Source organism: Mesobacillus subterraneus (genome assembly GCF_000934845.1).
In the GTDB taxonomy this organism is placed as follows: Bacteria; Bacillota; Bacilli; order Bacillales; family Cytobacillaceae; genus Mesobacillus; species Mesobacillus stamsii.
The window spans coordinates 1-26,579 of record NZ_JXIQ01000193.1 but is presented as its reverse complement, the minus strand read 5'-3'; the positions used below and the strand labels follow the sequence as shown (position 1 = coordinate 26,579).

At 40.9% G+C, this 26,579-nt stretch carries 27 protein-coding genes; 6 read left to right on the top strand and 21 right to left on the bottom strand.

Translation table 11 applies throughout. The features are described from left to right. Positions 1–374: 374 nt before the first annotated feature. Together UB32_RS18295 and UB32_RS18290 are read right to left on the bottom strand one after the other, a co-directional pair. Positions 375–1,319 (bottom strand): glycosyltransferase, encoded by a 945-nt coding sequence (locus tag UB32_RS18295; protein ID WP_044396520.1) that lies wholly within the window; start codon positions 1,317–1,319, stop codon positions 375–377. A gap of 74 nt (positions 1,320–1,393) precedes the next feature. Further along, the gene (locus UB32_RS18290; RefSeq protein ID WP_044396519.1) at positions 1,394–1,666 is read right to left on the bottom strand and encodes a hypothetical protein; all 273 of its coding nucleotides are present in this window, start codon (positions 1,664–1,666) and stop codon (positions 1,394–1,396) included. Positions 1,667–2,020: 354 nt separating this feature from the next. On the opposite strand from UB32_RS18290, the gene UB32_RS18285 reads away from it, so the two are divergent. Then, positions 2,021–2,488, top strand: coding sequence for a CotY/CotZ family spore coat protein (locus UB32_RS18285; protein ID WP_044396518.1), 468 nt, complete (start codon positions 2,021–2,023; stop codon positions 2,486–2,488). A 108-nt stretch (positions 2,489–2,596) separates the two neighbouring features. On the opposite strand, the gene UB32_RS18280 is transcribed toward UB32_RS18285, so the two are convergent. The 8 genes from UB32_RS18280 to UB32_RS18245 form a co-directional block, all read right to left on the bottom strand. Further along, positions 2,597–3,394, bottom strand: coding sequence for a hypothetical protein (locus tag UB32_RS18280; RefSeq protein WP_044396516.1), 798 nt, complete (start codon positions 3,392–3,394; stop codon positions 2,597–2,599). Between the two features lie 161 nt (positions 3,395–3,555). Further along, positions 3,556–4,323 carry an enoyl-ACP reductase FabI gene (gene fabI / locus UB32_RS18275; RefSeq protein ID WP_044396515.1) on the bottom strand — a complete coding sequence of 256 codons (768 nt, stop codon included), beginning with the start codon at positions 4,321–4,323 and terminating at the stop codon, positions 3,556–3,558. A 111-nt stretch (positions 4,324–4,434) separates the two neighbouring features. Then, positions 4,435–6,294 (bottom strand): monovalent cation:proton antiporter family protein, encoded by a 1,860-nt coding sequence (locus UB32_RS18270; RefSeq protein WP_044396514.1) that lies wholly within the window; start codon positions 6,292–6,294, stop codon positions 4,435–4,437. Positions 6,295–6,311: 17 nt separating this feature from the next. Next, complete coding sequence (gene mgtE / locus UB32_RS18265; RefSeq protein WP_044396513.1) at positions 6,312–7,691, bottom strand: magnesium transporter; 1,380 nt, start codon at positions 7,689–7,691, stop codon at positions 6,312–6,314. 5 nt (positions 7,692–7,696) lie between these two features. Then, positions 7,697–8,614, bottom strand: a complete 918-nt coding sequence (locus UB32_RS18260) for an RluA family pseudouridine synthase (RefSeq protein ID WP_044396511.1) — start codon at positions 8,612–8,614, stop codon at positions 7,697–7,699. Positions 8,615–8,682: 68 nt separating this feature from the next. Then, entirely contained in the window at positions 8,683–9,483 is an 801-nt protein-coding gene (locus tag UB32_RS18255) for an NAD kinase (RefSeq protein ID WP_044396509.1), read from the bottom strand. Between the two features lie 32 nt (positions 9,484–9,515). Further along, positions 9,516–10,160, bottom strand: a complete 645-nt coding sequence (locus UB32_RS18250; RefSeq protein WP_198528220.1) for a GTP pyrophosphokinase — start codon at positions 10,158–10,160, stop codon at positions 9,516–9,518. Between the two features lie 27 nt (positions 10,161–10,187). Beyond that, positions 10,188–10,568: a hypothetical protein gene (locus UB32_RS18245; protein WP_044396508.1), complete on the bottom strand. Its 381-nt coding sequence runs from the start codon at positions 10,566–10,568 to the stop codon at positions 10,188–10,190. A 119-nt stretch (positions 10,569–10,687) separates the two neighbouring features. Between UB32_RS18245 and UB32_RS18240 the strand changes: the two genes are divergently transcribed. The 4 genes from UB32_RS18240 (at position 10,688) to UB32_RS18225 (ending at position 13,434) form a co-directional block, all read left to right on the top strand. Then, positions 10,688–11,269: a CYTH domain-containing protein gene (locus UB32_RS18240; RefSeq protein ID WP_044396507.1), complete on the top strand. Its 582-nt coding sequence runs from the start codon at positions 10,688–10,690 to the stop codon at positions 11,267–11,269. 27 nt (positions 11,270–11,296) lie between these two features. Next, positions 11,297–11,941 (top strand): lytic transglycosylase domain-containing protein, encoded by a 645-nt coding sequence (locus UB32_RS18235; RefSeq protein WP_044396506.1) that lies wholly within the window; start codon positions 11,297–11,299, stop codon positions 11,939–11,941. A gap of 213 nt (positions 11,942–12,154) precedes the next feature. After that, complete coding sequence (locus UB32_RS18230) at positions 12,155–12,556, top strand: globin (protein ID WP_044396505.1); 402 nt, start codon at positions 12,155–12,157, stop codon at positions 12,554–12,556. After that, the gene (locus tag UB32_RS18225) at positions 12,553–13,434 is read left to right on the top strand and encodes a ClpXP adapter SpxH family protein (protein ID WP_044396504.1); all 882 of its coding nucleotides are present in this window, start codon (positions 12,553–12,555) and stop codon (positions 13,432–13,434) included. Before UB32_RS18230 ends, UB32_RS18225 begins: the two co-directional genes overlap by 4 nt. 690 nt (positions 13,435–14,124) lie before the next feature. Here UB32_RS18225 and pepF read toward each other — a convergent pair. The 6 genes from pepF to UB32_RS18190 all read right to left on the bottom strand — a co-directional run bounded on the left by pepF (position 14,125) and on the right by UB32_RS18190 (position 21,560). Continuing rightward, on the bottom strand, positions 14,125–15,942 hold the full coding sequence (gene pepF / locus UB32_RS18215) for an oligoendopeptidase F (protein ID WP_044396501.1): 1,818 nt from the start codon (positions 15,940–15,942) through the stop codon (positions 14,125–14,127). A gap of 123 nt (positions 15,943–16,065) precedes the next feature. Next, positions 16,066–17,298, bottom strand: a complete 1,233-nt coding sequence (locus UB32_RS19140; RefSeq protein WP_052807106.1) for a competence protein CoiA — start codon at positions 17,296–17,298, stop codon at positions 16,066–16,068. Positions 17,299–17,409: 111 nt separating this feature from the next. After that, complete coding sequence (gene cls, locus UB32_RS18205) at positions 17,410–18,921, bottom strand: cardiolipin synthase (protein ID WP_044396521.1); 1,512 nt, start codon at positions 18,919–18,921, stop codon at positions 17,410–17,412. Positions 18,922–19,085: 164 nt separating this feature from the next. Continuing rightward, the gene (gene mecA / locus UB32_RS18200; protein ID WP_044396498.1) at positions 19,086–19,757 is read right to left on the bottom strand and encodes an adaptor protein MecA; all 672 of its coding nucleotides are present in this window, start codon (positions 19,755–19,757) and stop codon (positions 19,086–19,088) included. Positions 19,758–20,175: 418 nt separating this feature from the next. Continuing rightward, a complete protein-coding gene (gene spxA / locus UB32_RS18195) occupies positions 20,176–20,571 on the bottom strand; it encodes a transcriptional regulator SpxA (RefSeq protein ID WP_044396497.1) in 396 nt (131 codons plus the stop codon). 419 nt (positions 20,572–20,990) lie between these two features. Further along, the gene (locus tag UB32_RS18190) at positions 20,991–21,560 is read right to left on the bottom strand and encodes a GNAT family N-acetyltransferase (RefSeq protein WP_044396496.1); all 570 of its coding nucleotides are present in this window, start codon (positions 21,558–21,560) and stop codon (positions 20,991–20,993) included. Positions 21,561–21,745: 185 nt separating this feature from the next. Here UB32_RS18190 and UB32_RS18185 point away from each other — a divergent pair, with 185 nt between their 5' ends. Next, on the top strand, positions 21,746–21,931 hold the full coding sequence (locus UB32_RS18185) for a hypothetical protein (RefSeq protein ID WP_044396495.1): 186 nt from the start codon (positions 21,746–21,748) through the stop codon (positions 21,929–21,931). Between the two features lie 144 nt (positions 21,932–22,075). Here the strand turns inward: UB32_RS18185 and UB32_RS18180 are convergent, their stop codons facing one another. The 5 genes from UB32_RS18180 to UB32_RS18160 all read right to left on the bottom strand — a co-directional run bounded on the left by UB32_RS18180 (position 22,076) and on the right by UB32_RS18160 (position 26,533). Further along, complete coding sequence (locus tag UB32_RS18180; RefSeq protein WP_044396494.1) at positions 22,076–23,017, bottom strand: ABC transporter ATP-binding protein; 942 nt, start codon at positions 23,015–23,017, stop codon at positions 22,076–22,078. A 21-nt stretch (positions 23,018–23,038) separates the two neighbouring features. Then, entirely contained in the window at positions 23,039–24,073 is a 1,035-nt protein-coding gene (locus UB32_RS18175) for an ABC transporter ATP-binding protein (protein ID WP_044396492.1), read from the bottom strand. An 18-nt stretch (positions 24,074–24,091) separates the two neighbouring features. Next, positions 24,092–25,120, bottom strand: coding sequence for an oligopeptide ABC transporter permease (opp3C, locus tag UB32_RS18170; protein ID WP_044396491.1), 1,029 nt, complete (start codon positions 25,118–25,120; stop codon positions 24,092–24,094). Continuing rightward, positions 25,120–26,049, bottom strand: coding sequence for an oligopeptide ABC transporter permease (opp3b, locus tag UB32_RS18165; protein ID WP_044396490.1), 930 nt, complete (start codon positions 26,047–26,049; stop codon positions 25,120–25,122). Before opp3b ends, opp3C begins: the two co-directional genes overlap by 1 nt. 139 nt (positions 26,050–26,188) lie before the next feature. Then, on the bottom strand, positions 26,189–26,533 hold the full coding sequence (locus UB32_RS18160; RefSeq protein ID WP_044396489.1) for a hypothetical protein: 345 nt from the start codon (positions 26,531–26,533) through the stop codon (positions 26,189–26,191). Positions 26,534–26,579 lie beyond the last annotated feature (46 nt).

The following is a 26,579-nucleotide window of genomic DNA, read 5'->3' as shown; positions in this document are numbered from 1 at the left end:
CCAGCATTAGCACATAGCCCAACGCTTAGGCAAGCCGTTTGCCGCTAACTCCTCGAGACGTTTTTCGCCTTCGGGGTCTATCAACAAAAAAAGATTCGTTTAAGAATATTTGGCTCTATGCCTCGATTTTCCATCAATTGCAAAAAAGGCTAAACATATAAATTCTGATATTACAAAAAAAGCGCAAGCACCTTTCTACTCGCCGTTTTGTTCTCCTGCTTGAGACGGAACTTATTCAGAACGGAGATCATATGCCAGGTGTATTTATGTGAAAAGGTCTTTTTAGCACCAATACGGCTCATTGGTAACCTCTTTTCCCGGTTTCATCTTATCTATAAATAAAAGACTCCCTTTTTCCAGGAGTCTTTTGACCTTTATTTTGTTACAATCTCTTCGATTTTTTTCAACAGCTCTTTTGCCCGTTTTTCTGTGGTGTGCCTGCTGTTCACCATTTTAAATCCAGCCTGTGCAATTGCTCTCCGCTCCTGTTCATTCTCCAAAAAATATAGTGCCTTTTCTCTGACGTTGTCTGAAGTCACCGAAACAAAAGTCTCACCGTCAACGAAGCCAAGCTCGGTTAACTCATCAGAAGCGCTAGCAAGAAGCAGCGTATTAGAAGCCAGAGCTTCAAAGTATTTCATCAATGGAAAGTGCTCAACCGAATCGCAAGTAAGGAAAATTTTAGCCTTATTCAATTGCTTGGCGTAAGCTTCACCAATCAGTACAGCCTCTTTCCCAGATAAATCCTTATATCCTGGATGGCCAAAGTACACAAAACCTTTTTCTCTTTGCATGATTTCGAGCATTTTTACTCTTTCTGGATAAAGCTTCGGGAAGATTGCACCGATCATTAAAAAATCGATCTCTTTTTCTAATTGATAATCATAAAAAATATCCGTTGGCACATGGTGGGGAGTCCAAATGAACCTTTCTCGGAATTCAGGAAGATAGTTGTACGAAGCATTGCGATAATGTGTGAATAAGTAGCGAATATTTTCTTTTTCATAAAAATTTTTTCTGTGTTTTAATTTGTATTTTATATCATGCACGATCGCCCCGACTGGAATATCTAAATCGGCGAATCCCCAGACAAACGGGCAATAATCGTATTTAAAATCATTCAACAAAATAAAATCAGGGGTAAAACCAAGTTCTGCAAGGATTTCATGGATGTTTCCATCCTCGCCATATTGGACAAGAAAAGCATACTTGCTTAATTCATCCGCTAAATATTTGCTGCTTTTCTCCATCCGATTTTCAAAGTTTTTCGTCAAGAACAAGATGTTTAGTTTCCCATTTGTCTCCAGGGTTTCGATCATATGCGCGCCCCCTCAATAAGAAATTTTTCATTTCATTAAAACGGGGCCCTCTGTTAGAAGGCCCTGCTTGTTTCTTAAGAAGGAAGGTCTATTGCAATGATATCCTCGATCATGACGAGGATAAGACCAACGCCAGGAGAGGTAACTTGTTCAAAGATGACAAAATCTGTTCCTAATGTCACGATCCTGACAGCAACTAAATCAAGAGTCGTTGTCTGCTGGGTATTTCTTACATACACTTCTGGGATGATCGCTCCATTCTGATAGTAATAGAGGAGGACCGTCCATAAACCCGTTGAGGAAACTCCACTAGGAAAAGCTACCGGAGGGAAATTATCAATATGCATGATTCATTCTCCTTTCAAATTTAACTTTTTTGCTATCAATACTTATATATGTAAAAGGAATATGTTGGAGTGGTTAATTGTCCAGAGTGGACAAAAAATATACGTATGTCCCAGTTTCTGACAATCGTTCTGATGTGTTATGAAAAAAGAACAGTTTTTTTTACTTAAAAAGGAATGGATGAATGTTGATATGGTCGGACTCTAAGAACGCGGGATTACGCTGTCTCTACTTTTTCCTTTCAAGCTTGGCTAATTTGATGAATTCATCCAAATTGGGCGTTTTACTTATTCCACCTTACCCGTAAAAACATACTCTGTTAAAGAAAATATTAATTAATATAAGGAGGAGAAACCATGGGTTGTGGTTCTGAATACTACACAAGCAACTGCGTGTGTGATACATTGTTAGCGATTGTTGAAGCCCAAGAAAAGGTAAGTCCAAGCTCAGGCTGCACGGATAGCTGTGCAACAGCGATCCAGGAGTTATTAAACGGAGTGGTGAACGGGACTGCTGACACGATTCCAGTCATCCTGTATTGTAAAGGTACATGTGCTCCATTTGAAGGGCTAGGGGTAGCAAGAACTGGGGTTGTTGGAACACCATTCGCACCCGTATCCGGCTATATTTTCAGGGTAGTCGAAGTGGATCCTGAAACATGCTGCGCTGTACTGGAAATCCTTGAGGATGGAACACCATTAGGCGGTACCCCTTTATCAGGGCTAGCTACCGCTACTGCATTGGTTCGCACTGAAGTGTGCATCACAGTCGATCTCAACTGCTTCTGCGGCGTATCATGCCTTTTCCCACAAGATTTGCTATAAAACGAAAAGGCTGTTTCCGTAAGAAGAAACAGCCTTTTTGTTTATCATTACAGCATGAATCATTCTTAAAAGGAACGCAAAAAGGGCGCCTGATCGGCGCCCTTTTTCTTATATCATTTTAAAGTCAACGAGGTCGACAATATTGCATTCCTGGATCTTTTTACCGATTCGGAGCCTTACGATGTCGCCGCGTTTGCTCTCAACTTGAAATTTGATTTTTTTTCCGTTCACACTCGCTTCGCAAAACGGCTTTTTAATTACATTTGGATACCGCGCCAATCTTGAAATCGTTTGCTTTAGTTCTTTATAATCTACCTCGTCTGTTGCCAATTTTTCCTGGCTGTCATTGTCAACAGTGACCAGTCTTTTCTCAAGTGAATCGAGGTTTCCTTCTTGAATATTTTTGATCAGATCCTCATCGGCTTTCGGGATCAGATCTTTCAGGAACATTTGAACTAATTGAGGATCTGCTTTCGGTTTTGCTTGCGTTTCTGTCTCGGCTTCCTGATTCCCTGTTGAAGCAGGATCGCCATCCAGCATCTGCTTCATTTCCGCTCTCATTTGGTCGATCGGTAAAATGATTTGCTGTTTATTTTCTTCATCTGCTGGTTCATCAGAATCAAGCGCTTCAGGAACCAGCTCAACCGGCAACTCGCTTTCCTTGCTTGCATTCCCTTCTGCCATCAGTTGCGCAGCCTTTTCGGAATTGGAATCCAGTTGATCCTCTTGCATTTGAACGATTGCAGGCTGTTCACTGCCCTTTTCTAGTTCAACTATGGTTGCCAGCTCTTGCTGTTTTTCTTTTAATTTAATATAGAATATTGATTGCATATTAGACTCTGCTGTCTGCCATTCCGGCTGGCTGATAAACAACAAAGGCTTTGATGTATTTGTGTTTTTTGACATGTCCATCCTTCTCCTTTTCACCTATTATCTAAATCCGTCCTATGTATTTGTATGCGGCTAGAGTGCAGGTGTTGAATGGACATCATAAAGTTTTACCAGTAGAAACAAAAAGACAGTCTTTGTTAAAAAACCCTCGCTTCAAATAGAAGCGAGGGAATCGATTAAAGAATATGAAATCCAGAATCTACATGAATATTTTCTCCTGTAATTCCTCTGGACATATCGCTAAATAGGAAAACTGCTGTATCGCCAACTTCTTCCGGAGTAGTATGGCGTCGAAGCGGGGCTTTCTCTTCAATTTCCTTCAAAATCAAATTAAAATCACTTACGCCTTTAGCAGATAGGGTGCGGATTGGACCGGCTGAAATCGAGTTTACCCGAATATTATGCTTACCTAAATCCGCAGCAAGATAACGGACACTGGCATCAAGCGCGGCTTTTGCCACTCCCATCACATTATAATTTGGAATCGCGCGCTCCCCGCCTATATAAGTCATAGTCACGATACTTCCGCCATCTGTCATTAGCTCTTTCGCTTCTTTGGCTACAGCTGTCAAGGAATATGCGCTGATATTTTGGGCAAGCAGAAAGCCATCACGGGTTACATTCATATAGTCCCCTTGTAGCTCTTCTTTGTTTGCGAATGCGATGCAGTGGGCAACACCATCAATCGAGCCTGCTGCTTCTTTTATTTCTGTAAAGCATTTCGCGACATCTTCGTCACTTGTCACATCGCATGGGAAAACGGAATAATTTTGATTCAGTGATTCCGCAAGTTCCCGGACATTTTTCTCCAGACGCTCACCTGCATAGGTGAAAATTAAATTTGCACCGGCATTGTGGAGAGATTGAGCAATCCCCCAGGCGATGCTCCGTTTATTGGCTACACCCATTACTACATACGTTTTACCACTTAATGAAAAAGTCATTTTTCCCTATCCCCTTATTAATATAAGTTATTAGTACCTAGTGCTAATTCTACACTATATTCATTTTTTTGGAAAGAATAACCCGCCGGATAGGCGGAGATCGTTACAAACTCAGCACCAAAAACAAAATTCGAGTTCCCTTTTTAGTTCATCAACATATTCTTTTGAACCTGTAACGATCAAACGGTCTTTTAGGCGCATTTCAGTATCTCCATGAGGCACGATCGATTCATTCTCCCGCAGGATGCGGACAAAGATGACATCCCCGGTGAATGGAAACCGTCTTAATGTCATGCCGTCAAAATGATCATTAAGCATCCTTATTTCATGCAGCGAATTTTCCTGTTGGGTCAGGATTGTCAGGACACCCGGTGATTCAATCATCGCACGCAACAGCATCTCCGTTGAACGAAGAACAGAGAAAACTTCAATTCCCTCTTCCTGGGCTTGCTCGGCAAGGTCCAGACTTTCTATTCTCGCAATAACTCGTTCCACCCCATGTTCCTTCGCGCTTACAGCGATGGTCGCATTGAGATGATAGTCCCCCGTAGAAATCACCATAATATCCGCATCAAACACTTCCACCTTTACAAGTGTTTCAAGTTCATAATTCTCCATTTCCATTATTTCGAACACAGTGTCAGCTAGTTTCTCCGCTTTATCTTGTTTTGTATGATAGATGACCGGTTCATATAATGAAGAGTGAAGGGCTCTAGAAACCGGGAGTGTCATCTGGTTGGCACCAATAAATGCCACCTTGACTTTCATATTCTCAGCCTTTTCTTCTGGAAATAACTTTTTGAATAAAATTGGTGTCAAAACACTGGAAATAACTGCGACCAGAATCAGTGTTCCGCTCATCCCTGCAGTGATCATTTCCATTCTTTCACCAATAGTTGCAGCTGCAATGACTAGCGACAGAGTAGAAGTCAGCAAGAAGCCCGCTGCCAAAACCGTCTTTGTACCGTACCATTTCTTGAGCAGAAAGACTGGGATCAATTTTGATAAAAATAATGCCAAAAGCAATAACGGAATTAGCACCAACAGCTTTTTGTCACTAAATAAGGACCAAACATCCAGATCCACACCGACCATTACGAAAAAAATCGGAATCAGAAATCCGTAGCCAAATGAATCAAGCTTATGGACCATTTCCTGATCCGGAGCAAGCAGGGACACAAGAACACCTGCGAGGAATGCTCCCAGAATATTTTCGGCGCCAACTGTTTCAGAGATGGCAACCAGCAAAATGATCAAGGCAAAGACAGCACGCGTGCCAATCTGTGTTGTTCCTGTTGAAAGTGCATTGATAAAGCTTCGGTTCTTGAAAGTTCTGCCGACAAAGTACAGCAAGACTCCCGCAGCGAACAGAACAAGCAACAGCCAAGTGTTTCCTTCTCCTCCACCATAAATCGAAACAAAGACAGCGAGCAATATCATCGTTGCCAAGTCAGCAATTACCGCCACCAGTAAAATTATCTGGCCAATATTCGTTTTCATTAAATGGGCATCCTTTAAGGTTGGCACCACAACTCCGAGCGAGATCGTGGAAATGATCAATGTCATTAAAAACATATTTTCGATAAAACCAGCAAGTACGAATAAGTACGATAAACCCAATGAGACAATGAAAATACCTATGAAGATGATCAAAGCGACCACGAATGTATTTGGTTCTTTTTTTTCATTGGCCCTTCTGCTCGTTTGCTTTTTATTGCCTGAAAAAGCAGTAAAATCAATTTCCAACCCACTCAAGAACATCAGGAACAGAAATCCTAAAGTTGACAGTGTGCTTAGCCATGCATCCTCATGGACAATATTGAAGCCACTTTTACCGATCAGCAAACCCATGATGATTTCAGCGACTACTACAGGGATGATAGTTAATTTTAAGCGATGTAAAATAATAGGTGTGATGAATGCTACGACCATGACAATTACAAGTGATGTAATCGAGGCATGCTGTTCCATTTGCTCCCTCCTCTTGTTTAAATTAGAAACCTCATGAATATTTTAGCCATTCCAAAGTAAATCAAAATGCTGATAATATCATTGATCGTAGTGATAAATGGACCTGATGCAACTGCAGGGTCCACTTTCAATCTGTGCATCAGCAGCGGAACAAGCGACCCAGCCAGTGTCGCGATGATCAGAGTAATAAAGATCGAAATGCCAACTAATAGCCCGAGAAAAAATTCGCCTTTCCAAAAATAAACAACAGCGGCAACCAGAATCCCGCATACCGCTCCGGTAATCAATCCTGTACCAGCTTCCCTGAGGATAATGCTCCATTTGTTTTCTTTTTCAAGATCGCCGGTTGCAATTCCCCTGACTGCCACTGCGAGTGCCTGAGTACCGGTGTTTCCTGCCATTCCGGCGATTAAGGGAATGAAGATTGCCAAAATTGCAACCTTATCAAGTGTTTCTTCAAATCTTCCAATCAAGCTCGCTGAAAACATCCCTAAAAACAGTAAAATGATCAGCCATGGCAGTCGTTTCTTAGCTGCTGTAAATGGATTCCGGTCAATCGTGTCTAAGTCTGCAATACCAGCCAGCTTTGAATAATCATCCGATGCCTCTTCCTCCATAACGTCCATGATGTCATCAACCGTGATGATTCCAAGCAAATGATTTTGAAAATCAACGACAGGAAGGGCGAGAAAGTTATAATCCCGCATCATCCGAGCTACTTCTTCCTGATCCTCCCCTACCGATACGGAAACAACCCGGTCATTCATCACTTCACCGATCATCGTCTCATCATCAGCCACGATCAAGTCTCTCAGGGAGATGACTCCAGCAAGCCTTTTCTCTTCATCGACAACAAAAATATAGTAAATCGTTTCTGCTCTTGGTGCTTCTTTTTTCAGGATGTACATGGCTGACCTGACCGTCTGATTGGCAGATATCGCAATAAACTCTGTCGTCATAATACTTCCTGCTGTATATTCTTCATAATGCAGCAAGTCTTTGATTTCCTTCGCTGCTTCCTCGTTCATAATTGTTAAATAACTGGCAACTTGGTCTTTATCCAGCTCGTTTAGGACATCCACCGCGTCATCTGCATACATATTTGACAGCATGTCAGCAGCATAGTTCGGATTCATCTGTGCCAATACATCTTTAAAATTCTCTTCATCTGCTTCCAGGTTCTCGAAAAGATCCGCCATCTCTTCAGGTGAAAGGAAATTATATATTTTCGCACGATCCTCGTCCACAAGTTTACTGAAAAATTCAGCCTGATCGTATGGATGCAGATCTAAAAATTCCGCTCGGAACTCCTCTAATTTATTTGAGTAAAGTGCTGCCAACAACAGCTCTGAATTAATTTGCTGCCTGGACGCCGATTCTTGACGGTCTTCAGACATTCGCCTTACCTCCTTTCCTTTCGGTATAGTTTCTTTTCCAGCACTTCCTGCATATCATTTGGAAGACTTGCGGTGAAGTGCATTTCCTTATCGAAAAAAGGATGGATGAAAAACAGTTCGCGGCAGTGCAATGCCTGTCTTGTTACAATTTTTTTTTGGCCACCATATAGAGTATCACCAAGCAGCGGATGACCGATAAAGCTCATGTGTACTCGGATTTGGTGGGTCCTACCGGTCTTCAGTTGGAGGTGTAGATGAGTGAACGTTCCATATCGTCCAGCCACTTTAAACATCGTACAGGCGTATTGCCCATCAGCATGGACTTGCCGTTCAATGATGCTGTCAGGTTTTCTTGCAATCGGAGCTTCAATCATTCCCTCATCCTGCTCAATAATGCCTTCAGCAAATGCCTCATAGCTGCGATGTACACCGCCAGAGCGCTGCTGCTTTCCGAGTAAATGATGGACATGGCTATGTTTTGCGATCAGAACTAGCCCTGACGTATCTCTGTCAAGCCGTGTAACAATATGGGTTGTTGCAGAAATATCATTATTTTCATAATACCCGATCAATCCATTTGCCAGGCTGCCAAAAGGATGCTCCCTAGAAGGGATGGTATTCATCCCTGAAGGCTTGTTAACCACCAATACATACTCATCCTCATAAAGAATAGCAAGTGAGATTTTTTCTCCCTTCATCCCTTCCGACGGAATTTCAGGAGGAAATTTAATTTTGACTTTATCATCCGCCTTCAATCTGTACCTGACAGTTACATCCTGGCCATTGACGGAAATGACGCCACCGTTATATTTAATATCAGTCAGCGCCGTTTTAGAGATTTCCATTTGTTTAAGGAATTCTCTGAGCATTTTTCCCTCATCCGCAATCCCGGCAACAAAATCCAACGTGAAGTTTTTTGCCATGTCAGCGGCTCCTGTCGTCTTAGTTGTTTTATTTTTATCGTTCCACAAGTAACTTACAGTTATGATTGCTAGTCACTATCAGAAATAAAGGAATCATGCACCCTTTTCCAGAATGGGAAGGGGCGGAAACGCGCGAACCGAATTTTTTCATCTGCTACTCTGAATTGAATGGACTTTACATCCTTATGCAATAGGGTTAAATGGTCAACTGTCACTTGAAAATCCTGCCCGTTGACTGGTTTCAAAGTACATGTATGGTGATCAGGAAGGATCAGCGGGGATCCAACTGTCCGGAACACCCGGTTGTTGATGGAAGCCATTTCTGCTACCTGGATCGCCCTTAGAGACGGATGCAGGATAGCCCCACCTAATGCTTTATTATAAGCGGTACTTCCTGATGGCGTCGATACACATAATCCATCCCCTCGGAAGCGTTCGAAATGCTGGCCCCTAATTTCAACATCCATAACCAAGGTACCTTCCACGGATTTAACCGTGGATTCATTCAGTGCCAAATACCTTGTTTCCCTGCCGCCGTGCTGATACCTTATAATGACCTCGAGCAGCGGGTACTCAATCACCTGGTACGGCGTTTTTGCTACGGCAATGACAAGCTTTTCAATTTCTTCAGGAACCCAGTCGGCGTAAAAACCGAGGTGCCCTGTATGTACTCCAATGAATGCAGTTTTATCCAGCCTGCTGCTGTATCGGTGAAAGGCATACAAAAGCGTGCCATCGCCGCCGACAGAAAGACAAATATCAGGCTGGTCTTCATCATAGATTAGATCAAAGTCCAAAAGATACGTCCTCATTTTTTGCATCAATGTATTGGACCGTGTATCCCCCTTTGTAGTAATCGCAAATTTCATGTCATCCCTCACCCCTGCAAATCGAATTTAGACTATTTCTTCCCATCCTGCTGCATTTCTTTTTTTCGGGTAAAAAAAGCTTGTGCATCTTGAATTTCTCCCCGTATTGTCGACATCTCTTCATCCAGGCGGAATGCAGCCTCGGCAGCCCGCTGCAGCCTGGTTTTAATATCTTCCGGAAACAGCCCTTTGTACTTATAATTCAATGAATGCTCCACTGTTGCCCAAAAATTCATTGCCAGCGTTCTGATCTGGATTTCTGCGAGAATCTTTCGTTCGCCCCTGATCGTCTGAACTGGATAGCGGATGACTACATGGTAAGAGCGATAACCGCTTGCTTTTTTATGCGAAATATAATCTCTTTCCTCGACTATTTCAAAATCATTTCTGATTCTTAATAGTTCAACAACTGTCTTAATATCATCAACAAACTGGCACATGATTCTCAATCCGGCAATGTCCTGCATTTCAGAATCAAGTTTATCGAGCGAAATTCCTTTTTGATGGGCTTTATCTAGTATGCTTGCGATTGGCTTTACCCTTCCCGTGACAAATTCAATTGGCGAATGGTCGGAATGAAGCTCATATTGGCTTCGAATTCCTTTAAGCTTTACCTTCAACTCTTCCACTGCATGGTTATAAGGTTCTAAAAATTGTTCCCAGTGTTTCACATTCATCACCTCATCCTGTTCTTTTCACGAAGTTTAAGCTGAAGGTGCAGCAAAAAGCTGTTCCACTTTCGCGACCATTTCCTCTCCATAGTTGCTGTTCCCTGTTATGTTTTCAATCAAATATTCCAGTTCAACCCGGAATTTATCCAATTTAAGCTTGCCACTTGGATTTGCAAGAACTATTTCCGACCCGTACTGAAGACCTTGCTGAATAGAACTCCAGACCACCTCAGGAATGGTGATATATTGATATTCATCTTCCTTTTCAACAATATAAATAAATGATAATTGATCGGAATCCACCAGCATTTGCCCCGTTGCTCGAAGGCTTGCTATTTGTGTCTCCATGTCTGTCAAGAGCAGGAGCTCTTCCTTTTCTACTTTTGCCTCGGTGACAATAATCTTTTTGCTCATTTTTTTCAACCTCCATAATCCTTTTTATTTTATCATAATGAACCATTTTCTACTAAAGATTGAAGCCAACAGGATTTCGCGAGATAATAAGAATAGTTTATTGGGAAAGGCGGACAAAGATGAGCCAGAATATAGAAATCGAATATAAGAATCTGCTGACAGAGACAGAATTCAACTTTCTGTTAAGCTACTTCAAACTGGAAGCTGGTCACTTTAAAAAGCAGGTCAATCATTATTTTGATACTCCTTCATTTACCTTGAAGGATAGTGGATCGGCATTGCGAATCAGGGAAAAAGACCATGAGTTTGAACTGACATTAAAGCAGCCTGCACAACAGGGATTGCTCGAAACAAATCAAATTCTGACGGATGCACAGAAAAAGGAAGCCTTGATAACAGGCAAATTGCCTGAGGGCGAGGTGAAGGACGCTGTGTCCTCCTTCATTCACGATAGCGAGCAGCTGCAATATTTCGGCTCGCTGACGACGATGCGCGCAGAATTTAGGTATAAAGAAGGATTACTCGTCCTAGACCATAGTTTTTATTTCAATACAGAAGATTTTGAGCTAGAATATGAAGTAACAGATGCTTCAGAAGGATTGCAGATTTTTTCCAATTTACTAACTGATCTAAACATACCTGTTCGACATACCGATAATAAGATCAAACGTTTTTATGCTAAAAAGTACCCCCTCTTATAAGAGAGTAGATCAGGCAGGAGAATCATAATGAATATTGATCAGTTAAAAGCGATGCTTGAGTTGCAGGCGCTTCAAAATTTCCATTCCAATCCAGGACAATCGGCAAGTGGTCTGTTCCAGGACATGCTTTCTGGCATTTTGAATGATCAGAGCACTGCCCTTGGTGCCACGGCCACAAAGCTGGATGAACTATTCGAGGATGCTCTGGCAGCAGTCGGCTCCTCTAATTTATCGAAGCAGAACATTGCGCAAACGCTCCCTCCTATTCAACTTACAAAAATCGCGACCAATAGTAATGCGAATTTTGATGGTTTAATTGATCAGGCAGCCGCTATGTTTTCTGTACCAGCAAAGCTGATCAAATCGGTTATTCAAAAGGAATCTAATTTTAATCCAAACGCTGTAAGCCATGCTGGCGCGTCCGGATTGATGCAGCTGATGCCTGCGACCGCCAGAGACCTTGGAGTCAAAAATATTTTTGATCCTGCTGAAAATATCCAAGGAGGCGCTAAGTACCTAAAACAGCTGCTCGACAAGTACGATTATCAAGTCGATCTCGCTCTTGCAGCCTATAATGCTGGCCCTGGAAATGTTGATAAATATGGTGGAATTCCACCATTCAAGGAAACGGAGAACTATGTACGACAAATAACCGATATTTATTCCAGCTAAAAGGATAATACTTCCATCAATTTTTGCCCGCCTGTCAGTGGTAACAGGCGGCTTTTTTGTGTAAATTAATATAGCGAACAGCTTTTCATGAAATACAAAAGGCTTTTATCATTGAACACAAGCCGATTGTTTGAGATATAAATACAGCATTGCTACAATTAATAGCATAATATCCATGCAGATTCTAAAATCTATTTTAAAGGAGTTATCAATATGGTTGAGAATAAGACCTTACCATTCGAAGCCATTGGCGAAGGAACCCTTCACCGGCTGGTCGATGCTTTTTACCGCCGTGTTGGAATGCATCCTGATCTTGCTCCTATCTTCCCGGACGACTTAACGGAAACTGCCCGTAAACAAAAGCAGTTTTTGACTCAATATTTAGGCGGCCCGCCTTTGTATACGAACGAACATGGCCATCCGATGCTTCGGGCCAGACATCAGCCTTTCGAAATCACACCAACCAGGGCGAAAGCATGGCTTGGCTGCATGTCGGAAGCCATGGATGAAGTGGGTCTCGAAAGTTCTGTCAGGGAGGATTTTTTTGCCAGGCTCTATCTTACCGCACAGCATATGATCAATACCCCAGATACTGAAACCGGTGAGAACACATGAAACTCAGCCGCGAAAATCTTTTAAGCTATGATCCTGCAGAAGATTGCCATTGCTTAGATAAGAAGCCTATCGAAATTTATATGTTCATTGATCCGCTTTGCCCGGAATGCTGGGCTTTAGAGCCAATCATCAAAAAGTTGCAGATCGAATACGGCAAGTATTTTTCCATCAAGCATGTATTAAGCGGCCGTCTTGCCACCTTGAATATGAATCGAAAAAAAGGATACGAAACAATTGCTGATCTTTGGGAAAAAACAGCATGCAGAACTGGCATGTCCTGCGATGGCTCTCTTTGGTATGAAAACCCTGTTTCGTCCCCTTATTTAGCGTCGATCGCCATTAAATCGGCAGAACTACAGGGAAAAAAGAAAGGCATCCGATTCCTGCGCAAGCTCCAGGAAGTGCTGTTTCTTGAAAAACAGAATGTCTCGAACTTTGATGTGCTGAAATCATGTGCTAGAAGCGTTGGTTTGGATGTAGAGGAATTCGTAACAGATATACATTCTGAAACAGCCGCCAAGACATTTCAGTGTGATTTGAAAATCACGAATGAAATGGGCGTTCAAGAAATCCCTACGCTTGTCTTTTTCAATGCGAATGTAGAAGAAGAAGGCATCAAGATTACCGGACTTTATCCATATGAGGTATACGTCCAGATTCTTGAAGAAATGCTCCAGCAAAAACCGGACGCGGCCCAACCGCCAAGCCTGGAACAGTTTCTGCAACAGTATAAAATGGTTGCCTCCAAAGAAGTGGCCGTCGTATACGACATGACGGTGCCCCAGGCTGAGAAGGAACTAAAGAAACTGATGTTAAAGCAAATTGTCGAACAAATCCCAGCAAAGTATGGGATGTTCTGGCGATATTTAGAAGGATGACCTTGCAATTGCTAGGTCATTTTTTTGTCGCTTTTTATCGTTTATTACATTCAAGTGGTTATTAGGCAGGAAAAAAAAGACCTTGCAGCTCCAACTACAAAGTCTTTTTTCTATTTTATACGAACAAAGGGGATGGGAGAAATTTTTCACGGTCAAACAAAGGGGTAAATGTTTGCTTGTGATCAACTTCACGCACTAAATATACCATAGATGAAACAAGAATAACAATGCACTTGTGTGTTATTTCACAATATTGTCAAATACTCATCATCATCATCTGAACAGAAGCATATAGATCAAGTATAAAACATATCAGGGAGTGATGGTTTTGGACAAAATAGCTCTTTTTTTTATGGCAGTCTTCCTCTTTTTTTCCTTTGGTCTTCAAATCGGAGGATTGATGCATCTTCTCCCATTATACCTGACTTCCCCGCTTCTATTTTTCGCCCTTTTTATTTTACTGATCTATGTAAATAACCGAAAAAAGTTTAGAGGATTCTAAGAAAAGCTCATGGCGCCTTGATCAGCTCCGACAAGCGTTGCATAATATAGCAATTTGGGAAACACAACTGCCAAAATGGCATCTTTCGAGCGGAAAGATACCCTTATGCAAGCATTCCATCAGATAACTCATTAAAATCCTCATCTGTAAGAAAGAACCGGCTGCACCTGGGCAGCCGGTTCTTTGTTTTAATTAAGCAAAGCTTCCATTTCGTTCAGCTTTTCTTCAAATACCTTCAAAGCTTCTTCAATTGGCTTCGAGCTTGTCATATCGACTCCTGCCTTTTTTAATACTTCAATTGGATAGTCTGAGCTGCCCGATTTCAGGAATTCCAGATAGCGCTCGACAGCCGGCTGTCCTTCTGTAAGAATCTGCTTGCTTAACGCTGTCGCTGCACTGAAGCCTGTCGCGTACTGGTAAACATAGTAATTGTAATAGAAATGCGGAATCCTCGACCATTCTAATCCGATTTCTTCATCAATGATAATATCTTCTTCTCCGAAATATTTTTTGTTGAGCTCATAATAATCCTTTGTCAGAGAATCAGCTGTCAAGGCTTCATTATTCTGGGCTTTCTGATGAATCATATGTTCAAATTCAGCAAACATCGTCTGTCTGAATACTGTTCCTCTGAAGCCTTCAAGATAGTGATTCAATAGATACACTCGCTTCTGCTCATCATCGATCGTTTTCAGCATAAAATCATTCAAAAGCGCTTCATTGCAAGTAGAAGCTACTTCTGCCACAAAAATCGAATAGTTTCCATATGGATATGGTTGTGTTTTTCTAGTGTAATAGCTATGGACGGAATGTCCGAACTCATGCGCAAGCGTGAACAAATTATTCACATTGTCCTGCCAATTCATCAGGATATAAGGATTTGTGCCGTACGCACCTGACGAATAGGCACCGCTTCGCTTCCCTTTATTCTCATAAACATCGACCCAGCGATTTTCAAAGCCTTCTTGAAGGACTTTGTTGTATTCCTCCCCTAGTGGCTCTAAGCCTTTCAGGACATAATTTTTCGCCTCTCCATAAGGAATATCCATTTTCACATCCTTCACTAACGGCGTGTAAAGATCATACATATGAAGCTTTTCCAGCCCCAAAACTTTCCTGCGAAGTTTCACATATCGGTGAAGCAAATGCAGATGATCGTTCACAGTGTTCACCAGGTTTTCATAGACACTTTCAGGGATATTATTCGCAGCGAGGGCAGCATGCCTCGCAGAGTGGTAATTACGGATTCGGGCATTGAAATTATCCTTTTTAATATTGCCATTCAAAGTACTAGAAAATGTATTCTTGAAGCTGCCATATGTTTTAAAAACCGCTTTGAAGGCATCCTCGCGTACTCTGCGATCCTCACTTTCAAGGAAACGGATGTAACGGCCATGAGTAATTTCCACTTCTTCCCCGTTCTCGTCCTTAATGGTAGGGAACTCCAAATCCGCATTATTCAACATGCCAAAAGTATTGGACGGCGAGCTCATTACCTCTCCTGCTTGTGCCAGCAGGGCTTCCGCTTCGGCAGAAAGGACATGCGGACGCTGAAGATTGATTTCTTCTAAAGCCTGCTCATATAGCTTCAGGTCTTCTTTTTCCTGCAAAAAGCCTTTGATCTTTTCTTCTGCAATGGCCAGGATTTCCGGAACTATAAAAGCCAGAGCACTTCCTGCCTGGGAATAGAGATTCTTGATCCGATCATCTAGTCCTTGATAAAAAGAATTCGTTGTATCCTGGTCATAGCGCATGTGTGAATATGTATATAGTCTGCCAAGGCGCTCTAGCAGCTTATCCTGCAATTGGAGCACGGCATAAAGCTGTTCAGCGCTTTCCCCTAGCTTTCCCTGGTACTCCTGGACAGAAGGAAGCAATAACTTCACTTCATTGAATTCTTTTTCCCAAGCATCATCACTCGCGAAAATATCTTCCAGTCTCCACGTATGCTCTGTTGCTGCTTCCTCTCTTGACGGCAATTTAGTTACGCTCGATTCATTCGCCATATGGATCCTCCTAACAAAATTTCGGGATTCGAAAAACATTCTTCTATCCTATCTATTCGATAATCGACTTTTATTTCCTTCAAAAAAAAAGAAAGAGATTGGAAAAGTTTTTCGTTAACTTTCTTAGTTTACTCTTGAACTCCCTTTTTCATGTGAAATGAATATAGAGTGAACAATATGATTTTCATACTCCGCAAAAAAATTGTCCTCCTCCTCCAACTGGCAGCTAAGCGAAGCCGGAATCTTCATTTCTTTTGTTACTTTCACCATCCCCGAATTAATTTTTTCCAGGTACCCAACCTTTGTTAACAGAAACACGTAATCCGCTAAAGCATACCATGAATCTCTTTCCCCGGCAGCAGGCAGAGTCCTGAGCTTGATCTCTCCTTTTTTGACTCTGTTAGCAAAGGCGGCACGAATTCGTGCATAATGAATGAATTCCCCTGCTTTATGATGACGAAATACATCGAGATATAAATAAGTTTGCCAGATAAAGGATGGTGTTTCGATATATGGACTGAAGCGAACAGGCAATCCTAGTACAGCGGGGAGAGCGAAAAGACTGAGACGATTGCGGTATAATTCTTTTAAAAAACGATTTTGCCAGGCGCCGGGATTCATCAAATAGCTAGATTTCAACTTTTGATTTTCTGTTTGCCAAAGTTTAATGAAAGAATACTGCCTACCATTTGGACTAAGAACATCCTCCATTGACGCTTGACTAAGATTTTTTCCTTCTAAAATGGCGATTGCCTTTCGTGCGGAAATTGGAATGATGTCATGAAGGGTGATGAGTTGATTTGTGATAGGACAAAAAGCAGTGATGGTCCATGCGAGATTGGGACTTCGCAGAAAAAGATAGAGGAAATGATTCATAGATACTATCATATGGGATTTACGATTGATCAGATTTTCTGCTGCAATCCATATCGGAATCACATTATGCTCCAGATAGGTTTTTGTTCTTTTTTCGAAAATATCCGCTTGAATAACGGAACATTGAAACTCCAGTGCATATTTTTGATCGTTCCAATCAAATGCAATATCTGGTTTCTGCTTCATCTCCTGGTCGAATTTTTCAAGCTCAGCATCGATTCCCTGACTTCTCAGCCAATTATACAGTTTTAGCTTGCCAGCTAGGTGGTACTCTGATTCTCGATCGTATTCAAACTGACAGCTTGTGCTTACGGTATGGGAGAAATGCCAAATTTTTTTGCTGCCAAGCTTCATGATTACCTCCTCTCCGCAATCGGGACAGTAAAACTTTTCCCGAGATTTGAGCTCCACCAATTCTTGTTTGGTCTTACCATTTGCAAGGGAAAACACTTCCCCATTGCGCTTATTTGCCACTAACATAAAGGAACCTCCTTTCCCTTATATAATTCGGGGATAAAGGAATGATTCCTTTCTTCCTTATAAAAATTAACAAAATGTTCACAAAAAAACAGTATAAAATAAATCGGACTGTTAAAGCATGGGAGACAGAAGCCTTGAGGTGGATTCGAGAAGCCTGTACCCAATATTGCGTTTATTGAAATCATCTAAGTCAATTTCCTTTGAAATCTGAATATCCTTTTGGAACTCCTCGACTAGTTTCCAGGTGCTGTTTGTTTTATAGAGGAACGCATTGACCTCGAAGTTCAGGTGGAAGCTTCTCATATCCATATTGGACGTGCCGATAGAAGCAAGCTGGCCGTCAACAATGACAATTTTGCTGTGCATAAACCCTTTTTCGTATTCATAAATTTTGACACCCGCATCAAGAAGCTCTGGAAAATATGACCTCGAAGCGAAGAAGACAATTCGTTTATCCGGCCTTTTTGGGACTAGCAGCCTAACATCAAGGCCGCTTAGAGCAGCTACTTTGATCGCACTAAAAATATCTTCATCCGGAATAAAATATGGAGAGGCAATCCAGACTGATTTATCCGCCGACGAAATCATCGAGAAAAAAATATTTTTAATCACACTCCACTCATTATCTGGGCCACCAGCAATCATTTGGACTCCACCATGAGTGTTATCTTCCAGTACAGGCGATAAATATTCCGCCGTCAGCAAGCTATCATTCGTCATATAATACCAATCCTGCAAGAAAATCAGCTGCAGGCTGCGCACAGCCTCTCCTTTTGCCATTAAATGCGTGTCCCGCCAAAAACCAAATTCCTTCTTTCTCCCTAGATACTCATCTCCAATATTCAATCCTCCTACAAACCCGACTGTCCCATCAATTACAATGATTTTTCTATGGTTCCGGAAATTGAACTTGCTGTTCAGAAACGGCAGGCGAACAGGACCAAATTCGACCACCTCTACACCAGCGCCAATCAAATCCGCAAGAAACTTTTTGGAAAGCTTCCATGATCCAACCGAATCATATAGGAATCTTACCTTCACGCCTTTTTCGGCTTTTTCTATTAAAATATTCTTAATCTCATGGCCAATTCCGTCATCCCGCACAATATAATATTCCATATGTATATGGTGGGCTGCCTTTTTCAATTCGGCGAGAATATGGCTAAAGGTTTCATGCCCGTTAGTCAACACTTTTGTAGAAGTTGCAAAGGATATTGGGCTGTTCCCAAGCTTCTGGGCAAGGTGGAACAACCGCCGGTGATCTTCTTCCATTTCAAGCATCCTTGATTTGTTCGCCCTATCACTATCTCCTTCGATTCGTGTAAAAGTTTGTTTATCTAGAAAGTATTTGCGGCGATACATTTTTTCCTTCCGATGGTTCCGGCCAAATAATAAATAAAAGACGAAACCAACAACCGGAAAACCACCGAGAACAACTATCCACGTTAAAGTCTGGGCAGGATGACGATTCTCGAGGAAGATCACAAAGCTGATAAAAACTACTGTCAATGTCATGAAAATACTTATGTATCCAAGATATACAGTATCAAGCTTCTCATAAAACAAATAATAGACACCTGCTAAAATGACTAAAAACGTTAAAATCCTAACTGTATTCTTCACGATAACCACCTGTTTTCCAGCTTCTGATTTTTCCAAACCACTGTATGTATACGTTTCTATTTTACGATAGGATTCATACAACATTATTCAAAAGAGCACCATTGTGAAATTGTAGTATGCTCACTGTAAAAAGGCCGATTTCATTTCTGAAATCGGCCATGCAATCAAGAAAAATACTTTCTTATGACTTGAAAGACATCGTTTTCGATAATCCTGTTTCCATATTCATGGAGACGATGAATCGTTAAGCCTGACTCTTGCCCATATTCAAGCAGAACACTTAGAATATTATCGATTTCCTCTTCATCTTCAAATTCTTCTTCGGAAAATTCAATGTATAAAAAATATTTCTCAGAATAACTGTACAAGCTTGTTTTGAGTTTATCAATTCCTGGCCGCTTTGATAGAGAAATGATATCCTCAAAGTCCTTAAAATACATCAAGAATTCAAGCTCATCTTCCAAGGAATTTTCTTCCTCATCCAATCCTTTTGGATTAAATTGATGGTCAAGAAGCTCTTCGATTCGCTCATCAACTGGTATATCACCCAATTTATCGTTCGGGAGCGGCAGTTCAAAGTTCGATCCACTTTTAGACAATTGAGCTTTTGTTACCAGTATCTCCAGACCTTTCTCCAGGGCCTGGACCTGGATCCATAATGGACCTTCAACCATAAAATCTTCTTCCGTATGGACCTCATCCATCATCTCCCAGAAAAGTTCTTCACTGCGATCCCGATTATACCAGATTTCCTCCCGGTCAAAGCCGCGTTCCTCGATGTCCATATATGAAATGTAGAACTTTACTGTATTCTCATTAATACGTTCGATTTCCATTCGCTTTCTCTCCCTTCCAGGCAAAGATTTGAAGGGACTAATACCCCCAAAAAGCAGTTGGTCCATATCTATTACCCTTAATAGCAACTTGTTATCATTAAAGGAAGGTAAATTGAATAATCTTGTACATTCATTTTATGTTATAAACCGCCATTTTGGAAATAAAAAATCTACCCATTTTTGCAAAAAGCTTTTTTTTATCGTTTAGTGCCTAAAATGCGCCTCTCACTGATAATCGTTCAGAGAAAAATATAATGACAACCAAACAATTGCAAAATGGAAGTATTCTTTTTATTTTAACAGAAAGCTTGCTTATTTTCAATTTGTCTGGCTGACTTTTGATGACCTAATGTACATTATGCTTTTAGCATTTCCATTATAACAACAAAAAGCTCCCAAAAATCGGGAGCTTTATCATTTAATTTACTAGACGTTGAGCTTCGCGCAATTGGAATGTACGTACTTTACGAGGCAGAAAGCGCCTGATTTCATCTTCATTGTAACCAACCTGCAGGCGCTTTTCATCGATAATGATTGGGCGGCGTAGCAAGCCTGGATTTTCTTTGATGATTCCAAACAATTCCTGTAATGGCATAGCCTCAAGATTTACATCTAATTTTTGAAATGTCTTTGAACGAGTGGAAATGATTTCATCCGTTCCATCCTCAGTCATTCGAAGTATTTCCTTTATTTCATCAATGGACAAAGGTTCTGAAAAAATGTTTCTTTCCGTGTAGGGAATTTCATGATCTTCAAGCCATATTTTTGCTTTTCTGCATGAAGTACAACTTGGTGAAGTGTATAAAGTGACCATTGGTAATTCACACTCCTTAAGATTTACTTATCTATTATTTGTTTCAAATGACTGGCATTTATTAAATAATAATAAGTTTAATTTTATAATGTTTATTATACACCATAAAGACTCGAAAAGGTATCCTTTTTCTAAAAATTACACAGTACTATGTAAAATTTCTGTCTTCTTTATATATAACGAATGAAATGGAGAAAAGTTTCATTATTAATGAATATTTTTCATCTCCTTTGCTGTCCGTCCATATAAATATACGAAAAATCTTTAGTGATTTTGACCGTCAGTATACAAAATTCGCAATTTACTTAAATATACCCGTTTTTGATCTGCTTAAACATTTTTTCTCGCTTTTTTTATTCTCATTTAAGGTCGTTATAATGAAAACGCAATCAGGTCTTTCCTCCTGATTGCGTTTATGATTATAAATCTTGCAATAAGTCATCCCGTTTATTTTCAAGCGTAAGTACTTCTTCCACCGGCTGGTAGGACTCCCCGTAAAACGCCTGATCCTTATAAGTATGAACCATGTTATAGGTTTTTTTCATTGCTTCATACACCATTTCTTCTGAAGCTTTATTTGGTGACCAATATAAAATTTCCATTTCATTGATTTCATTTGTTGCCAGTGATCTGCGTCTGTACCCAATTGTCCGGGCATGTTCAAACCCTTCCCTTTTATAGAAGCGAAGACGTTTTTCTGAATCTGTGTCTTCATAATTCACTGGCTCGACTTCCAGAATGATCGGCTTCTCTTTCTCTTTGAGCTTTTCAATCAGTTTATGACCAAGCCCTTGACCTCGAGTATCCTTTGAGACAAATAAATAATCAATGAATACGAAATCATCGGTTTCAACATACATAAGAACATGCCCCGGTCCTTCATTTTTTTGATAAATTTCAGGGCGCTCCTGTAATAAAGTTTCCATGTGCTCCTTTGATTTCATCTCCTCAATCGGGAAATACTGATTCAATTTTTCATACCAATGCATTGCTTATCTCCTTTACAGTTTATTCCACCCGATAAGCTTCCAGCTTTTCCTATATACTCATGATCATAATGTTGATATTATTTTTTCTTAATAAAGTTCTTTTCATACGCTTACAATTCTTTTAAACTAAAGATATACAGATCATGAATTAACTCAAGTATGTGAAAAAAAGGTGGAGGTTTATCATGGGCGGTTACATTATGGATTTAACTATCATTGCTTTGCTGATCGTGGGTATTACCGCAACAATTGGCGTCATTACGAATGGAATCGGCACCAGGTTCTTTAGTGGGAATAAAAGAAATGAATTCGTCAATCAATCAACCAGGCTACAAAACGGCTGGAAAAATGTTGGCGGCAGCAAGAAGTAATCCATATTCTCTATTATTATAACTTATTATTATGAAGAAAATCGAATAATATGAAAAGCCTGGCAGGATTTTACCAATCCAACCAGGCTTTTTATTCGTTTAAGGGGTGCTATTCGATTGTTGCAGGCATCTGTTATACTCCGACTACTTGACGTATTGCTGTTGATATTGGTTTAGTTCTTTTTCAGAGCAATAAACATAATGCCCCGGCACTACCTCACGCATTTTTACTTCTTCTCCATCTGCATACTGATGGATATTCGAATCATAAGTTTTACGTCTCCGTGTTCGCTCTGATTCAGGGTCTGGCAGCGGGATCGCTGACAGCAATGATTGAGTATAAGGATGCAGTGGATGTTTGTACAATTCTTCAGCAGTCGTTAATTCCACTAGCTTACCAAAATACATGACCCCAATTCGATCACTGATATATTTAACCATTGAAAGATCGTGTGCGATAAACAAGTATGTTAACCCTTTTTCACGCTGCAGTTTCTTCAACAGGTTCACGACCTGTGCCTGAATAGAAACATCTAAAGCGGAAATTGGTTCGTCTGCAATTATAAATTCAGGCTGTACGGCAAGTGCACGCGCAATTCCGATACGCTGTCTTTGCCCACCTGAAAATTCATGTGGGTATCGATTGGCATGTTCTCTATTTAAGCCCACTGTTTCAAGGAGTTCATATACCATTTCCATTCTTTCTTGCTTTGTTTTTGCCAGTCCATGAATATCAATGCCCTCGGCAATCACATCAGATACCTTCATCCTTGGGTTCAAGGAAGCGTAAGGATCTTGGAAAATCATTTGCATGCTTCTGTTGAATTTTTTTAAATCCTTTTTGTTTTTCTTGCCATGTACATTTTCTCCCTTATAAAGGACCTCTCCATCTGTCGCTTCGTATAGCCTGATGATTGTTCGTCCAGTTGTGGACTTCCCACAGCCTGATTCTCCAACCAACCCAAGAGTTTCTCCCTTATAAATATCAAAAGTGATTCCATCAATCGCTCTCACTTCATTCTGTTGTCCCATATTGAAGTATTGCTTCAAATTTTTTATTTCAAGAAGCTTTTCTCGATTCTCCATCAGCCAGTCCTCCTCCTTCAGTTATTTCATGCCCATGAATTTGCGCATTCTGCTCTTCACTGCTTCCGGCGGTTCTACCTTAGGAGCATCGGGATGCAACAGCCAGGTGGCAGCATAATGTGTATCAGACACTTTAAACATCGGAGGCTGTTCCTCTAAATCGATTTGCATTGCATATTCATTTCGCGGAGCAAATGCATCACCTTTTGGCGGATGCAATAAGTCTGGTGGTGTCCCAGGGATTGCATATAGTTCCCCATCTTTTGCATCCAAACTTGGCATGGAACTGATCAATCCCCAAGTGTATGGATGTTGCGGATTGTAAAAAACTTCATCAACAGTCCCAATTTCAACTATTTTCCCACCATACATAACTGCTACCCGGTCCGCGACGTTTGCAACTACTCCTAGGTCATGAGTAATGAAAATGATGGAAGTATCAATTTTTTGCTGCAAATCTTTCATCAGTTCCAAAATTTGTGCCTGAATCGTAACATCCAAAGCAGTCGTTGGTTCATCTGCAATTAACACCTTCGGATTGCATGCCAAAGCAATTGCGATTACGACCCTTTGTCTCATCCCGCCTGAGAATTGGTGCGGATATTGTTTTACGCGCAATTCTGGTTTTGGAATTCCAACCAGCTTCAAGAGCTGTACAGCACGTTCTCTAGCAGCTGATTTACTCATATTTTGATGCTTAATCAAGGGTTCCATGATCTGTTTGCCAACTGTCATTGTTGGATTCAAAGACGTCATTGGATCTTGGAAGATCATCGAAATATCCTGGCCACGGATTTTTTGCATTTGTCTATCGGATAATTTTGTTAAGTCTTTTCCCTCAAACAGGATTTCCCCTTGCTTGATTTGGGAATTTCCAGGAGGCAATAATCTCATGATCGCTTTAGTCGTTACCGATTTACCAGATCCAGACTCACCAACAATTGCAAGAGTTTCCCCTTTTTTTAACTCAAAGTTCACACCGCGGATTGCTTTCACTTCGCCCGCGAATGTATGGAAGGATATATTTAAATCCTTAACTTCCAAAATATTTTCCATAATACATTCACCTGCCCCTTAATCGCGCATTTTCGGATCAAGCGCATCGCGCAATCCGTCTGCCAGCATATTGAACGTAATCATGATAATACTGATGATAACAGCTGGAATTATCATCTCATGCGGGTGCAACCTTAGCACTTTAAATCCTTCATCAATTAATGTACCCAGTGATGCATAAGGATCCTGTAGACCAAGTCCGATAAAGCTTAGGAACGCCTCAAAGAAAACCGCATTCGGAATCGTAAACATTGTATTGATAATTATGACACCGGCAAGGTTGGGCAATAAATGCTTCGAGATGATCTTGCCATCGCTGTTTCCAAGTGTTTTAGAAGCAAGGACAAATTCCTGCTCCTTAAGTTTAAGCGTCTGAGCACGTACTACACGGGCCATACCTACCCAGCCTGTAATCGTCAAGGCAACCGTTATCGAAATAATACCTGGCTGCAATACAAGAATCATCAAGATAACAACGATCATTGTTGGAATACCAACAAGGATTTCTGTAATCCGCTGCATCACATTGTCCAGCCTGCCACCGTAGTAACCAGATATCGAGCCATATGCAACACCGATGATCATATCAATGACAGCTGCCAAAAAAGCAATATATAAAGAGATTTGAGTCCCTTTCCAAACACGTGTGAACAGGTCTCGCCCTAATGCGTCTGTGCCGAACCAGTAATATTCATTCACATTATTTATTTCATACGTGTCGATTTCCTTGCCTGCTTTGTTCGTTTTGATTCCATCGAACGGAAGCCAACTGATGTTTTCCAGCCCCTGAATTTTTGGCGGCAAATTGTTATGACTTACATTTTGCGTGTCAAATTCTTTCCCACTTATCAATGGACCAGTAAACGCCATAATGATTAACAAAGCCAAAACTATTAAGCTTACTACCGCCCCTTTGTTTTTACGAACGCGCATCCATGCGTCTTGCCAAAAGGTTAAGCTCGGTTTATTTATTTCCTCACTCTTTGTAGAATCGACTCCCGCCGGCCTGAAACGATCATTAGGAATTTTTGCTTCAAAGTCAGCCATTACTTACTACCTCCAGACAGCCTGATCCGAGGATCGATGATTCCATAAAGAATATCCACCACTAGGATGATCACTACAAACAAAGCTGCAAATAAAATGGTTGTACCCATAATAACAGGGTAATCATTAACTGTAATCGATTTTACAAATTGTTCTCCAAGGCCAGGGATCGCAAAAATCTTTTCCACTACTAGTGAACCAGTCATTAAAGAGATAGCCAAAGGTCCAAGAACCGTTACGAGCGGGATCAGCGCGTTTCTTAAAGCATGCTTGAACGCAATCTCAAAGAAACTCGCACCTTTAGCTTTTGCCAGCATGATATAGTCTGAACCTAATACTTCAATCATTTCTGTACGCATAAATCGGGCAGCAATTGCGATTGGGAGCATAGAAAGAGCAATAGTTGGCATGATGGTATATTCGAAACCTCGCCAGAATAATACCGGAAACCAGCCTAATTTTACCCCAACAAAATATTGCAGCAACCCTGCAAAGACGAAGTTCGGTATCGACTTACCCAATACTGCGATAAAAGTGGAACTGTAATCAACCCACGTATTTTGTCTGATTGCAGCAAAAATACCTAGTACAATACCCACAATTGTACCAAGCAACATCGCTTGGGCACCTAACTGCATGGAAGGGCCTAAACGTTTAAGCATCAGGTCGGTAACTGGAGTATTATTAAACTGGAAAGAAATACCTAAATCTCCTCGCAGCAAATTGCCAATATATTTAGCATACTGGACAGGTACTGGCTGATCGAGACCATACTTTGCCTTCATGATTTCCATTTGTGCAGGACCCAATTTATTCGCACTTGCAAAAGGCGTTCCAGGAATGATTTTCATTAAGAAAAATGTTAGGGACGCAATGATGAAAAGAGTCAAAAACATATAAAGTACCCTTTTTAACAGGTATTTTGCCATTTGGGTGCACCTCCTGTATAATTTCAATTTTCCTTATTGTTCGACAAATTGTTTACAGGGAAAAAGAGAGTATATCTAGATATACTCTCTTTCTATCCTCAGAATTATTACACTCTGAAATAAGAAATATGCTTTATTATTATTCGCCCTCGATGGTTATCCATTGGAACGAGTAATCAGGACCGTAGTTATAGATTGCAAGTCCTTTTACATTCGGGTTAAGAAGGATATTGGCTGCACGCTGGTAAACAGGCGCTAAACCATAATCTTCAGCAAGCATGATTTTTTCTGCATCTTGTTGTGCTTCCCACTGCGCTTTTTCGTCAGTAGCAAGTTCGCCTTGAGCTGCTTTGATCAGCTTATCGTATTCTGGGTTAGAGTAGCCCATTCTGTTGCTTCCGCCATCGGTGATCCAAAGGTCGGTGAATGACAATGCATTCCCGTAGTCTGGTCCCCATCCAGCGAATTGAAGATCATAGTCCATAGAGTTGTCACGCTCTAGACGGACTCAGCTTTGAGGAGTAAAAATT